The organism is Ferrimonas pelagia (assembly GCF_039543565.1).
GTDB lineage: Bacteria > Pseudomonadota > Gammaproteobacteria > Enterobacterales > Shewanellaceae > Ferrimonas > Ferrimonas pelagia.
In genome coordinates, this window is the sequence record NZ_BAABJZ010000009.1 from 1 (window position 1) to 13,809 (window position 13,809).

12 protein-coding genes and 1 pseudogene are annotated in these 13,809 nt (G+C 45.2%); 1 reads left to right on the forward strand and 12 read right to left on the reverse strand.

What is annotated here, in order from left to right; genetic code table 11:
* A pseudogene (locus tag ABEA08_RS04175) lies at nucleotides 1–366 on the forward strand (IS66 family transposase); the annotation flags it as partial.
* Nucleotides 367–506: 140 nt separating this feature from the next.
* On the opposite strand, the gene ABEA08_RS04180 reads toward ABEA08_RS04175, so the two are convergent.
* The 12 genes from ABEA08_RS04180 to ABEA08_RS04235 form a co-directional block, all read right to left on the reverse strand.
* Nucleotides 507–1,091: an outer membrane beta-barrel protein gene (locus ABEA08_RS04180; RefSeq protein ID WP_345333599.1), complete on the reverse strand. Its 585-nt coding sequence runs from the start codon at nucleotides 1,089–1,091 to the stop codon at nucleotides 507–509.
* A gap of 179 nt (nucleotides 1,092–1,270) precedes the next feature.
* Nucleotides 1,271–2,287, reverse strand: coding sequence for a UDP-glucose 4-epimerase GalE (gene galE / locus ABEA08_RS04185; protein ID WP_345333601.1), 1,017 nt, complete (start codon nucleotides 2,285–2,287; stop codon nucleotides 1,271–1,273).
* A gap of 16 nt (nucleotides 2,288–2,303) precedes the next feature.
* Nucleotides 2,304–3,197 carry a UTP--glucose-1-phosphate uridylyltransferase GalU gene (gene galU, locus ABEA08_RS04190; protein WP_345333603.1) on the reverse strand — a complete coding sequence of 298 codons (894 nt, stop codon included), beginning with the start codon at nucleotides 3,195–3,197 and terminating at the stop codon, nucleotides 2,304–2,306.
* Between the two features lie 149 nt (nucleotides 3,198–3,346).
* On the reverse strand, nucleotides 3,347–4,513 hold the full coding sequence (locus ABEA08_RS04195; protein ID WP_345333605.1) for a nucleotide sugar dehydrogenase: 1,167 nt from the start codon (nucleotides 4,511–4,513) through the stop codon (nucleotides 3,347–3,349).
* 25 nt (nucleotides 4,514–4,538) lie between these two features.
* Nucleotides 4,539–5,615 carry a glycosyltransferase gene (locus ABEA08_RS04200; RefSeq protein WP_345333607.1) on the reverse strand — a complete coding sequence of 359 codons (1,077 nt, stop codon included), beginning with the start codon at nucleotides 5,613–5,615 and terminating at the stop codon, nucleotides 4,539–4,541.
* Nucleotides 5,615–6,544, reverse strand: a complete 930-nt coding sequence (locus tag ABEA08_RS04205) for a glycosyltransferase (protein ID WP_345333609.1) — start codon at nucleotides 6,542–6,544, stop codon at nucleotides 5,615–5,617. The genes ABEA08_RS04200 and ABEA08_RS04205 overlap by 1 nt, the downstream gene beginning before the upstream one ends.
* Nucleotides 6,545–6,551: 7 nt before the next feature.
* Nucleotides 6,552–7,877, reverse strand: coding sequence for an oligosaccharide repeat unit polymerase (locus ABEA08_RS04210; RefSeq protein ID WP_345333611.1), 1,326 nt, complete (start codon nucleotides 7,875–7,877; stop codon nucleotides 6,552–6,554).
* Between the two features lie 26 nt (nucleotides 7,878–7,903).
* Entirely contained in the window at nucleotides 7,904–8,689 is a 786-nt protein-coding gene (locus ABEA08_RS04215) for a glycosyltransferase family 2 protein (protein WP_345333613.1), read from the reverse strand.
* Nucleotides 8,686–10,077 carry a hypothetical protein gene (locus tag ABEA08_RS04220; protein WP_345333615.1) on the reverse strand — a complete coding sequence of 464 codons (1,392 nt, stop codon included), beginning with the start codon at nucleotides 10,075–10,077 and terminating at the stop codon, nucleotides 8,686–8,688. The genes ABEA08_RS04215 and ABEA08_RS04220 overlap by 4 nt, the downstream gene beginning before the upstream one ends.
* Nucleotides 10,067–11,203 (reverse strand): polysaccharide biosynthesis protein, encoded by a 1,137-nt coding sequence (locus ABEA08_RS04225; protein ID WP_345333617.1) that lies wholly within the window; start codon nucleotides 11,201–11,203, stop codon nucleotides 10,067–10,069. Before ABEA08_RS04225 ends, ABEA08_RS04220 begins: the two co-directional genes overlap by 11 nt.
* Before the next feature lie 474 nt (nucleotides 11,204–11,677).
* Nucleotides 11,678–12,757 (reverse strand): UDP-N-acetylglucosamine--undecaprenyl-phosphate N-acetylglucosaminephosphotransferase, encoded by a 1,080-nt coding sequence (gene wecA, locus ABEA08_RS04230; protein WP_345333619.1) that lies wholly within the window; start codon nucleotides 12,755–12,757, stop codon nucleotides 11,678–11,680.
* An 11-nt stretch (nucleotides 12,758–12,768) separates the two neighbouring features.
* Nucleotides 12,769–13,737: a Wzz/FepE/Etk N-terminal domain-containing protein gene (locus ABEA08_RS04235; RefSeq protein ID WP_345333621.1), complete on the reverse strand. Its 969-nt coding sequence runs from the start codon at nucleotides 13,735–13,737 to the stop codon at nucleotides 12,769–12,771.
* Between the last annotated feature and the right edge of the window lie 72 nt (nucleotides 13,738–13,809).

The window sequence follows — 13,809 nt, forward strand, 5'->3', positions numbered from 1 at the left end:
TTACGACGATTACAGAAAAGCTGGCGAGCACTGCTGCAGCTGGGCAGTTATCGGTGCAGCAAACGATACAGGGGGCGCTGTGAACATTTGCTCAAGGACGACGATATGGTGTGGACGTTCGCCCGCCTTGCCGAGTTGCCACTAACCAACAATGAAGCGGAGCACACCCTTCGAGGCTACGTACTATGGCGAAAGGGAAGTTATGGCGTTTCATCGCACCGTGGCGAGCTGTTCCGGCAGCGGATCCTGTCTTTAGTAGAGACAGCTAAGCGGCTGAAACTCAATCCACTGGAGTGGCTTCAACAGATCACTCGAGCCTGTATCGAGCAACGTCCGTATCCGATACCAGAAGGCCTCATGATCTAAGGTCAAGTCCACTCGGGTGAACAGTTACCCACATTCAGTCAGCACAAAGTCCAACCCAGTGTTATGTAAGCCAAACGCTGGCGGTGAGCAGAGTATGTGGGGCAAACAAAACGGACCGCCAATGCGGTCCATATGGAGGCTTAGAAACGGAAATTAAATCCGGCGTTGAAGCTGCTCAGATCAAACTGATCATCACTGAAGTATGAGACATACTCCAGATTGAGCGAGAAGTACCGGCTGGAGGAGAGGCTCACCCCGCCGCCGTAGGAAAAGTCGGTCTGAGTGCCAGAGCCATAGCCACTGGCGCTGAATCGACCGTTGGTTACCCCCAGCAAGACGTATGGGGTAAACGGCGTCGGATTGGCCCAACCGCCTTTGAGAAAGGCACCCGCATGGTAGGTCAGCTTGGCATTGTGATCGCTGTCGACATTGGTGCCGATCCGCCCTTCCAGCGAAAAGTAATCGTCGAACTGATAGCCGGAAATGAAGGTGACGGCTCCAGGATTGGCTGTGCGCATCTGGCGGTGATCGTACCGCATCCAGTTATATTGCAAGCCGTTATAACTACCACGATTAAGTGCTGGCGCTTGGCTCGGGTAATGCACCGCGCCTTGCGCAGGCACATAGACGTCCCCTTGAGCCGGTGCATTGATCTGGATATTGACTTGTGCCTGCGCGGCAGCACTGATCAGGCCTAAGGCCAGAAACGGAAGCGTGGTTTTCATCGACGAGCGATCCTCTGGAATATGAACAAGATATTCTATCGGAGCGGCCAAAGTCTGACCGTGATTGCCAAGACAGTTCCCACTGTTAAGCGGCTCCCACCAGACGCTTGCAGACATTCAAATAATCAAAAAAAACGCCCGCATCGTTCGATGCGGGCGTTTTCTCAATCGGGCAGGGGCTACCCCTTGTACCCGTGTGGGTTGTCGGATTGCCAACGCCAGGTGTCGGCAGTCATCTCGGCGATCCCTTTTTCGGCGGTCCAACCCAGTTCATTTCGAGCCTTGGCTGGATCGGCGTAGCAGGCCGCGATATCGCCCGGGCGCCGTGGCGCGACCTGATAGGGGACCGCTTGACCAGATCCCGCCTCGAAGGCTTTGACCATGTCCAACACGCTGTAACCGGTGCCCGTGCCGAGGTTGTAGATCACCACACCCGGATCGGACTTCAACCTGTCCAGTGCCTTAAGATGACCAATCGCCAAATCAACCACATGGATGTAATCACGGACGCCTGTGCCGTCATGGGTATCGTAGTCATCGCCAAATACAGACAACTGTTCGCGCTTACCGACCGCAACCTGGCTGATGAACGGCATCAGATTGTTGGGGATATCATTAGGATCTTCCCCGATAAGCCCGCTCTCATGCGCGCCAACCGGATTGAAGTACCGCAGGATGGCGATGTTCCAACGGGCGTCGGAAACATTGAGATCCTCCAACACGCGCTCGACCATGTACTTGGAGGTACCATAGGGATTGGTCGTGCCACCCACGGGCGAGTCTTCCCGGATCGGCAAGGCTTGTGGATCGCCGTAGACGGTGGCGGACGAGGAAAACACCAGGTTAAACACCCCCGCCTCTGCCATGGCTTCACAAAGCACCAAGGTGCCGCGTACATTGTTGTCGTAATAGCGCAGCGGTTGGGCCACCGACTCACCGACGGCTTTCAAGCCGGCAAAATGGATAACTGAGTCGATGTCATGCGAGGCAAACACCGATTGCAGTACCGCCTTGTCGCGGATATCGCCTTGATAGAACACCACTGCTCTACCCGTGATCTGCTCAACCCGCTTTAACGATTCTTCCGAGCTGTTGGAGAGATTATCCAACACCACTACTTGGGTACCGGCTTGCAACAACTCCACTACGGTATGTGAGCCGATATAGCCGGCACCACCGGTAACTAACACTGCCATGGTTATGCTTCCTTGCTTATTTCGATTGAGTCGCCGCCACAAATTCGGCGAATTCGGCACCAAATTCAGGGTGGCGCATGGCGTAGATCACGTTCGCTTTCATATAACCCAGTTTATCACCACAATCGTGGGACACACCGGTCATGTGAAAGGCTTCAACGGTCTGCTTATCCATCAGCATGGCGATGGCGTCAGTCAGTTGGATCTCGTCACCCGCACCGTGCGGGGTCTTCTCCAGCAGTGCCCAGATATCTGCAGGCAGCACGTAACGGCCCACAACCGCCATGTTCGACGGTGCGTTCTCCACCGCAGGCTTTTCCACCACGGCGGTCATTGCCGCGCTTTCACCGGCTTTGAACTCTGCGCCGTTGCAGTCGGCAACACCGTACTTGGACACATCCGCCATTGGCACCGGCTCAACCATGATCTGAGCCGATTGTGTCGCGTCAAACCGAGCCTTCATCGCCGCCAGGTTCTCGACTTTCTGATCGGCGGTGTATTCATCCAAGATCACGTCCGGCAAGACCACGGCAAAGGGGTTATCGCCGATCACAGGACGTGCACACAACACCGCGTGGCCCAAGCCTTTTGCTTCGCCCTGACGCACGTGCATGATGGTCACGCCTTTGGGACAGATGGCCTGGACATCCGCCAACAACTGACGCTTCACCCGTTTCTCTAGCGTCGCTTCCAGCTCGAATGAGGTATCGAAGTGGTTCTCGATGGCGTTTTTGGACGCATGGGTCACCAGAACGATCTCGGTGAAGCCCGCTTCTACACACTCATTGACGATGTATTGAATAAGCGGCTTATCTACCAGCGGCAACATCTCTTTCGGGATGGCCTTGGTGGCTGGCAGCATCCGTGTTCCCAATCCCGCCACGGGGATCACAACTTTTGTAAGTGACATAATTAACCTTTGCTCCCAGCAAACAAGCCACGCTGGGATCTAACAAACTTGGTGTGATTCTATCGCGAGAGACAAAAAAGGCCCAGAGCCGAACGCAACAAGTCACTAAGACGTCACATCAGCTAAGGGCCCTATATCTATCGTATGACTTAGTCTGAGCCAAACAGGTCGCGGGTGTAGACCATATCCGCCACATCTTTGATCTCATCCACCATGCGGTTGGAGATGATCACGTCGCTTTCGGCCTTGAACTGCTCGAGATCTTTGATCACGCGTGAGTGGAAGAACTCATCCTCCTCCAACACCGGCTCGTACACCACAACTTCAATGCCCTTGGCCTTAATGCGCTTCATAATGCCCTGCACCGCAGAGGCACGGAAGTTGTCCGAGCCTGACTTCATGATCAAACGGTATACGCCCACTTTCTGCGGGTTACGTTTGATAATGGAGTCCGCGACGAAGTCTTTACGGGTGGTATTAGCATCGACAATGGCACCGATGATGGCGTTGGGCACATCATCAAAGTTGGCCCGCAACTGCTTGGTGTCTTTTGGCAGGCAGTAGCCACCGTAACCAAATGACGGGTTGTTGTAATGACTGCCAATGCGCGGATCGAGGCCAACGCCTTCAATGATCTGTTTGGCGTCCAGCCCGTGAGATTCGGCATAGGTATCCAACTCATTGAAGTAGGCGACGCGCATCGCCAAGTAGGTATTGGAGAACAGCTTCACCGCTTCCGCTTCGGTCGAGTCAGTAAACAACACTTCGATGTCTTGCTTGACCGCACCTTCGACCAACATCGCCGCGAAACGCTCGGCACGTTCGCTGCGCTCACCCACAATAATGCGGGACGGATGCAGGTTATCGTACAGAGCCTTACCTTCACGCAAAAATTCCGGCGAAAAGATAATGTTGTCACAACCCATTTCTTGCTTGATCCGTTGGGTATAGCCCACCGGTACCGTCGACTTGATGACCATCACCGCGTCGGGGTTGATCGCCATTACGTCCTTGATCACCGCTTCAACCGACTTCGTGTTGAAGGTATTGGTTACCGTGTCGTAATCCGTCGGAGTGGCAATCACCACATACTCAGCGTCACGATATGCCGCTTCTTTATCTAGGGTCGCCGTCAGACTGAGCGGCTTATTGGCCAGGAAATCTTCGATCTCGGTATCGGCAATGGGGGATAGCCGATCGTTAATCAAATTCACTTTTTCGGCAATGATATCCACCGCCACCACTTCATTGTGCTGTGCTAACAGCACCGCATTAGATAAACCGACATAACCTGTACCAGCCACTGCTACTTTCATTTTTATTACATATCCATTAACTGAATCAAGAAAAGCGTTCATAAAGAGACTTCATTCTGGCTGTGTTTTTATCATACGAATATTTACCTGAAATTATTCGTTTGTTAACTTCCAGCCAACTATTACTCAGTGAAAATCTCTCAATGGACCTTGCGATAGCAACCTCAATCTGACTAGGCTCCCAACCTTCGATGAAAGTCGCGGTTTGGTCATCAAGGCATTCTCTATTGGCATCAATATCTGACACTATCGGATACAATCCAACCCCCATAGCCTCAAGCAAAGAGAGTGGAGTACCATCCCTTGTTGGGATACTTACAAAAATATCCATAGTAGATAAATCTTTGAGAAGCACATTGTATTCACAATAGCCTTTAACTACCACTTTATCCGTTACGCTAGCGTCATAGTTACTTAGGATAGTTAAAATTCTTTCTCTATCCGAAGCTCCTCCTCCGCCGTACAAATATAGAACAGCATCAACCTTGGAATTTTCAACAAACCTGCAAAACCCTTCTACAAGTTTATCGATGCAATAAAGATCTTGCCAATTACGGGTAGATACAAACCTTATCGGATGTCTCATTTGTGGCGAAGACTTTACGAGTTCGGTTGGTATAGTTACACCATACTGAAAGGTCTCAATCAACTCTCGATTTGCGCCTAAGGAAACAAGTTTATCTTTAATGTGCAATGCAGGACTATTAATACAATCAAACCTAGCCAATGCAGCTTTTATTACTGACTTTACAATCAGATTCTTCTTCAAGCTAAGGTTAACATCACTCCCCCAAGCTGACAAAATCCGACTAAAGCGACCTGGTATCAATGCGAACAACCCATAGGATGACAAAAAGTGAAAATGCACAATGTCAGGTTTCTGCTTAGCCAGAAGACGCCACACCGTAAATAAATTTAACAGGAAATCAAGTTTGGTACCAGTATACTTCCTTAGCGATATAACCTCACTTGCCGTAAACCTCGCCCCGCCAGGATGCAATGTAATAACAGTGGAATCAATTTCCTCCTCAAATGGACCGATCCATTTTTGGATGTGCTGACTTGAGGTGGGACCTAAGCTAACAACCTTAATTTTCTTCATTAATTCTGACTTTTTACCTTATCCAGTTCTTTGCTTCTCACAGCCGACTTTATGGCGCCTGCATTGTAACGTGCAATAACTTTAAAAATGGACAACAACTTAAAGTCTTTATCTGCCAAAGCCAGGCAGAATAACCTCACCGACCGACAAGCACGATAAAAAACACCTCTAAAATAACTAAACCTTGTGATATCCTTATCCGACAAGACGAAATTTTTTACATCTAGTTTACCGATACTATTGAAATGTTCAGATATTAGCTTCCTTGTCATTCTGGATTGACTATCTTTTTTAGTAGAAGTAATGCTCTGCGAGTTAATTCTGTAATAAAGGAGTCGTTCCCCTAGATTAAATACGGAATACTTTCTAGACAATCGAAGCCATAACTCAAAGTCTTCTGCGGTTTCAGCTGTTTCGGCATAATACAAATCATCACCAATCAAGTCTCTATTGAACATGATGGATGGATGGCACATTGGATTACCTATAATGAAGTAGGCAGTGATATCAGCGTGTTTACACAGAACGTCTCGATGCCCAATGTGATTCCCCTGCTCATCAATAAAGATGTACGAAGATCCGACTAGAGCACAACCTAAATTGTGCTCTAGCCATTCAACCTGGCGCTCAAATCTTTCAGGCCGACAAATATCATCAGAATCCATCCTGGCGATATATTTACCGGTGCAGTACTTCAGACCTTCATTAAGCGTATAAATCAACCCTCTATTTTCGCGAGAGTAGACCTTGATCCTAGAGTCTCTCTCCTGGTACTTTTTAAGCAGCTCTAAGCTATCATCGGTCGAACCATCATTCAGAGCTATGATTTCAATATTTTTATAGGTTTGCCCAAGAAGGCTTTCTAAGCAACATTCTAGATATTTGCCTGCATTATATACAGGCAAAAGAACAGATACTTTTTCTTTCATTTTCTGGTTAAACCCGTTCAGAACTATTAGGCTTCCAAGAAACCTTAAGCATGAAATATATTATTAAAGCAGGAATCAGAGACTTAATAATAAAAACCGCACGAAACGGTTCTGGTCCGCCGGCTCTCATAAATCCAACTATATCTGACAAAAATAAACACAGCAGAAGGAAATAAAAGAGCCTAAACCTTCCATTCCCAAAATATGACAGATAGTGTAAAAAGCACACTAAAAGTCCCAGAGAAAAGCCCCCAACAACAAGGCCAATTACACCTAGGTTAAGATACCAACCCGTCGGGTTACTAATGCTAAAACCTTTGAATGGGTCTGGCCTAACTCTTTCTATGTAATAACCATATATATCCTGAGATCTATTATCTAGAATAAATCTAGGTAACACCGTCGTACCTAAAAATAAAAAGCTATGGCCATAACTAGGTTCCACTTTATTCAATAGGACGCCATACATAGACATGTGAGAATAAACAAACTCAGACGAAGAGGTAATATTGATAACAGAATCTGAAACATGATTCCAGTCAACGTGCTCCAAGCTAACTTCCTTCATTTCTCTGATCACATATATTGACATCACCAAGCTTATAGCCAATACAAATGACAAGGTAGCCTTAATGTAAGTCGACACTTGAAATTTCTTTGCGTCAAAAAATAATAAAAAGGTAAAAATAATTGCCGATATTAGGATGTGTCTATTGCCCAATACAGTCGATGACGCAAAGATTAACAAAAGAAGAGCAAAAGATAGTAGTTTTATTTTTTTACTGCCGAGTGCGAAAGACAACAAACTCGCGATTAGCGCTATCCAAGATATTAATGTATATAATGGTTTTTCCGATCCTGTATTGAACCGGCTATACATGTAAGCCGACATTCCTGCACTTGCAGCATCACTTGCCATATTAATTGCAAATTTAGCGTAAACGAGTGTTGTCAGTACAGATATTGCAATTAATAAAAAGTTAGCTTTCATACCTTCAAAGCTAATATGTTTAATTTTCCTTTTCCTTAGAATGTACACATATAAAAAGGCGAACATTGCATACGAAAAAAAGTACAAAAAATACATAAGGTAAGAAATAGCATAATTACTATCTAACTTTACTGGAAAAAGCTCACTTTCATACCTTAATTGTATGCCATATTTGTGTGCAATGACAAAATCAATGCCCCCCTTAAAAAGCCAAAGCATCATTATCCAGCATGGGACTGCTAAGGAAAAGGTATTGACCGTGCGTTTAAAATATATAGTAAGTGCGATACAGCTGCTTAAAACCAATGTGAATACTGCTGTCACAAAAAACGACACTGTCATCTAATTCTCCAACTAATGACGGTTAGCTAGCGCATTGTTGCTCTATATGCATAGTTACAGAAGTAAAAAGCAGATTTAAACAATCCAATTTTTTCTATCTCTCGATAGATCTGCCACTGCCTCATCGCCTTCTTCACTTTGTTTCTAGAAATTGAATCTGAAACAATGCGATACTTAGTTAACGGTACCGGTAGGCAAAAAGCTCTGTGTCCAGACTTGAGTACATTAAGCCAAGTTGCATAATCTTGCCCAGTCCTTATCAAGGGCATTCTAATCTCTCCGACAACATTTTTATTGATCATTACGGTAGAGCATCCCAGCGTTGCACGCTTCATCAGCATGTCTTTGTATCCCAGGGAGTTAGGCACTGAATGGTCAATTATCTTGTCAGTACGATTTCCATTTTCATCCATAATTTCATATGATGTGAAGCTGAAAGCGATTTCAGCTTCATGCATGAATTTTATTTGCTTCTCTAACTTGCGGTTATCCCAGATATCATCTGCATCGATAAAAGCAAGATAATCCCCCCTCGCTCTACTTAAACTCGCGTTTCTCGAAGAAGCTGCCCCTTGATTCACATCTGATTTCTCTAGCTTAATCCTAGAATCCTTCTCAGCAAGTTCCCCTAGTATTTGCCAAGTATCATCAGTAGAACAGTCATCGGTAATCAACAACTCCCAATTTTTGTATGTTTGACCTTGGATTGATTTAACAGTTTCTCTAATAAATTTCTTTGAATTATATGTCGGGGAAATAATAGAGATTAATGGGTTATAACACACAGTATTTATAATTTTATGGTCATTCATCGAGCTTTACCTCTTAGCTTCTGTACAACATTAAATAGCCCTATGTGCTTCAGGAAACCGGCTGTAGAGTATTTCACCTTGGTTCTAGCGCGCAGGGTAACAACTCGACATTTATTAGTTGTATCTTTCCAAAAGGACCGGTCGCCGATCGTACCGATGAGTTCCAGATCTATTTTATCCTTTTGCTCTCCGCGATTGGCTTTAAAATCTTTGAGAAGCTCAATGGTCAACAATTTCACTCCCCAAAGTTTAACCCAGCAACGATCGTTTTTTACCAGTTCATCCACTGAGTATTTAAAAAATCCCGAATACTTGTTGTGGCTGTCCATCACTTCATTGTGTGGCGCACTAGTGCAATCCACTGATGAGGCATGGATGTAATCAATGTCATCAGCCTTTCGTAAGTTATACAATGATAGTGGCAAACTTCCCACGACCAAAAAATCATCTTGCTTCTGCATACATTTGGCAACTTCAGCTTTAAAACTGAAAATGTTAGATATTTCAGAGGATGACGATTCCATATTTAACTGATTGAGAATTTCTACTCCATCATCCTTCAAGAGCAAGTCCGAAATATCACGAGTTTCATACTCATCATCGGTCATATGAACTGAGTGCTTGCCCGTTCCAATGATACTTCTAAACTTTTCTTTTAACTCCACTAAGTCTCTGTCATTTCTTTCGAACCAATATACCTTTGTCTTGCCACCCTTTGCATAACATGGGATAGCCTTTCCAACTGATCCACTAAATCCAGAGCTCGGTGTACCAAGCCAAGGTTCACCCTGGTAAAATTGACATACTAAGTTTTTGACACCGTTTAAGCCTAACTCTAATTCTTTTTCGTAGACGACTGTGCCTTCAAGAAGTTTTAGCAACTTGTCACTGTGAGTACTAGCCGAAGGCCAAAGGCATGCAACTCTAATATTCTTAGAGTAAGAAGTCAGCTTTCTAACGCCGAGTTCTATTTTAGAAATGTCAACACCACGTTCAAGGAAGAAGTTATAATCGTAAGACTTGCTTTTTTCTTTTGTCTGTTCGATCACAACGGAGTCGCCCAAGTAAGCAGCTGATGAGACTCGGTGAGCTCCGTTAATTATGCTTCCATCTAAAGCAACCGGAACTTTAGATTTGGAATCATCAAATCCATGTTCCCGGATCGAGCTAAACGTTTCTTCAAAACTAGACTCAAAAGAATCATAACTGTTCTTCGATTCATTTCCATTTTCTAACAAAGTACCTTCAGTTATGGCAAAAATATGAGAGCGATAGGCTTCTTTGTAATATGTATCTTGATATTCTTGGCTAAGACTCTCAGCAAGAGCCATTTTGATGCCTAAGTCAAGACGATTCCAAGAAATAAGGTCGGATGCTTTAACTTTCACTTCTACACCATTCAAATCTATTAAAATTATTTCTTATGTATAAATGATTTGCCAATAGATAGGATATTTCAAAAGCAACATAAGATAGTACTGCAAACTTATAACCACTAGAAACTGCAAGGGTTAAGATAAAAACAATGAATGATATCAACACGGTCCTAAAGTATACACTCTGCTTACGCCAAATATTCAAGACCACACCGTCCGCACAGAACAAAATTGCCACTACCGGTACAAGTAATATAGATAACGAAGAACTAATGTACTCTGATTCACCAGGGAAAGCATGAATTATACTTTGGGAAAAATATAAAGCCATAATCACAAGGACTGATAATGGCACAAGCAACAAGTTTGTAACCCTTGTGAGCCTTAAGTAAAAGGCTGGCCCTGCTTTCACCAAAAGGATCGTAAGTGGAGATACTAATACATTCCTTAATGTCAAAAATACATTCGCAATTCTCATGTACAATGAAAAAGTACCCACGGCACTCAAACCATAACTTGTTCTTACATGGTGACTTAGAATTATAAGGGCGCCATTCTGTGTTATTTGGACGGCTAACATATTTAGCCCTTGAGACAAGCAGTTTTTACTAAAAGTAGGGCTATATCTTCCATTAATCACATCACGGATTATCCAACTGCCAAACGTAAACAAGCAAATGCCAGTTGTTATGATCTGTATAGTTCTAACACCGACTGCAGTGATGCCACCATAAACAGCAATCCAAAGATACACTAACAGCGCTGTAGTAACGAAAGAACATAGATAATAAGCAGATAGTTTTTTGGTCTTTCCCCTTCCAATAAAGTACCATTCCCATACTGAACTAATCAGCATTGTGAATGTGAAGTTTAAAACTAGAAGAAGACTAAAACCGTCCAACAAAAACAAATACAAGTGCCCAACCAAAGCCAGCAGAATTAAAGCAGGATACTTTAACGCTACAAATGTCCTAGCAACCAGTTCAGAATTTCTAGTTTGAAGTTCTTTTGTTAGAACACTAGACAGCCCAAGGTTGGATACAGAAAAGCAAAATAACGCGATGTAGTCATAGAAGGAAAATAAACCATATTCATCCACCGCCATATAGAATGCAAAAAACAAGTTTATGATCATCATCATAAATCTTGATGATATGATTATAGTACTGTCTGACAGGAATTTCTTCTTGTCTTTCTCCTCGACCAATTTAATATCCCCTGAAAAAATTTACATTAGATTTATGGAAATACTCGCTTTAGTCCCTGACTAAATTCTTTCGTCAATAGTACTTACGAGATATCCAATCAGATATGGGTTGGTCGATTTAGTTCATCGCACAAACTGCCTTGGCCCCCACTAATCTGAGCTAAGGCACAGCAGAGAGTTTACAAGATTCTAACGGCTTAAAGGTCACTGTATTAGAGGAGCAAACCACACGGCGGAAATGATCACTATGCCAACTCCGTTTTCGATGCCTAAGTGATGTATAAAGTGCTGTCCTTGAGACGCTCTCCACCTCAAAATGAAAGCCTCTTTAGGCTAAAGAGGCTCAGTAAGTCAGTCGCTTAGTCATTGTGTGGAGGACGACTGTGGCCTCCAACCGTAAAATCATCAATTATGGGCACGTAACCATTTCACTACGATCCAAATATGTTGGATCGCCCAAGCGTACACGGTAAATAGGGCAACAAATCCAGCCAGCATCAAATACTCAGGAATGGCAAGCAGGTGCCCTGCTATACCTATCCCAGCAAATAGGATGGCAATAGCTGTGATATAGCCTAATGCCTGCCTAGGGTTCAATCCGGCCCGCATAAAGATATGATGCAGGTGATCTCGGTCTGGCTTAAAAGGGCTTTGGCCCTTTTTCTTACGCCGATACATGATGGCGGCCATATCCATTAGCGGAACCGCGATTAACCAAAGCGCGATGACGGGGCTAAAGGCAACTTCTTCGTCGCTACCGCTCTGGCTTCCCAATACCAGCAACCAGACGATGGTGAGGCCGATGACCATGGAGCCCGCATCCCCCATGAATATCTTACGCAATTTACCAACCGGCCATCCCAGATTGAACATTAGGTAAGCACCGATAGCAGCGATGAACAGCAATGGCAACATAAACCATTGATTTCCGGCTATCGCCATTAAAATTGCGATGGCCGAAAAGCTAACAATACTCAACATGCCCGCCAAGCCATCGATGCCATCGACCATATTGAAAGCATTAATCGCACCGATCACCGCAATCAAGGTGATCACTGGGCCAAACCAGCCTAAGTGAACGACTCCAAACCCTAACAAGTTACCTAGGTCAGATAGATACTCGCCAGCACCGAAGATCATCATCGATGCGGCGATCGCTTGTGCAAATAGGCGATAGGAGACTTTTAAATCGTATCTATCATCTAAAACACCGATAAACAGCATCAGAATGGCAGACAGTAGGTACATTCGCAGGGTCATACTGGTCGGAAAGAACAACAGTGCAGAGCTCAGCACGGCTAGAAAGATAGCGATGCCACCGATCAGCGGGATCGCGCCTTTGTGCGTCTTTCGACCACCCGGCTTATCAACCAAACCCACTTTAACGGCCAACGGCTTACCCAAGCGGATAAACGAATAACTGGCAAAAAAAGCAAAAAGTAGCGGAATGATCAGCTGAAGTTGATGGCTGGCAAGGAGATCCATGAATTACCTTCTCAATCTTCTTTACGGGTGAAATAACGAATAAGCACAATCATGATACTGAGCATACCACCGAGCATGGTACCCAGTACGCAGATCAATGCACGCCCCGGCTTAGCTTTCAGCTCCGGTGCGATAGCCGGGTCGACGGTCTTAAATGCGTATTCATCGCGCACTTCGGCGAACATCATGGTTTTCGATTGCTCTTCGATTAATTGGTACAAGATGGCTTGCATCTCGGCAACACGTGTCTGTGCGATCTGACGCTCTAAGTAAGCAATACTGCGCTGAGCCTCTTCTAAATCACGACGCTTCATCTCTTCGTTAATCGCAAGGATGAGCCACTCGACCCACAGCTTAGCGACATGAGGCGAGTAGTGCTCCACTGATACCTTGACTAGGCTTGTTTGCTTGTCTTGAGACACACTGAAAATGTCTGAGAACTCTTTATAGGCCTCTTGCTCACTTGGCGCCGCACCTCGTGGTGGATTCGGCTCACGCACCCAAGCACTGGTGTTGGCATCATAAAGATCGGCATCAATCTCAAGCTCATTGCGCGTGACATTCCAGCCTTTAGCAGCCATCAGCGGCACCAGCAAATCATGCTGCTGCACAAATTTTCCGACAAACTCACGGGATTTCATCACTTCCATCGCCATGGTGGTTTTATCAATACCGCCGCCACCGCTTAGATTGATCCCCGCTAGGGAGGCCAGTCCACCAAACTGGCCAGCTAAGGCTCCCATGCCTCCGCTGGATTCAGTATGTGCTGGAGCCAATAGCGCTTCAGACTTATAGATATTGGGGAGGGAGATGGCGAATACCACCGAACCAATGGCGAACACGGCAGCTATCGCTGTAATGAGCCACTTGCCCGCCCAGATAGCTGAAAAGAGTTCACGTAAATCAATTTCATCATCCGCTGCAAACTTCGCGTCATATTGCGCAGTTTGAGGCGATGGGGAGGAGACGTTTGAGTTCATAGTTTTAATTCAAAAGTTGGTGTTGCATTCCAGCTACAGGGAAAACCAAAGCGAAGGTACTTGGAAGTGCCT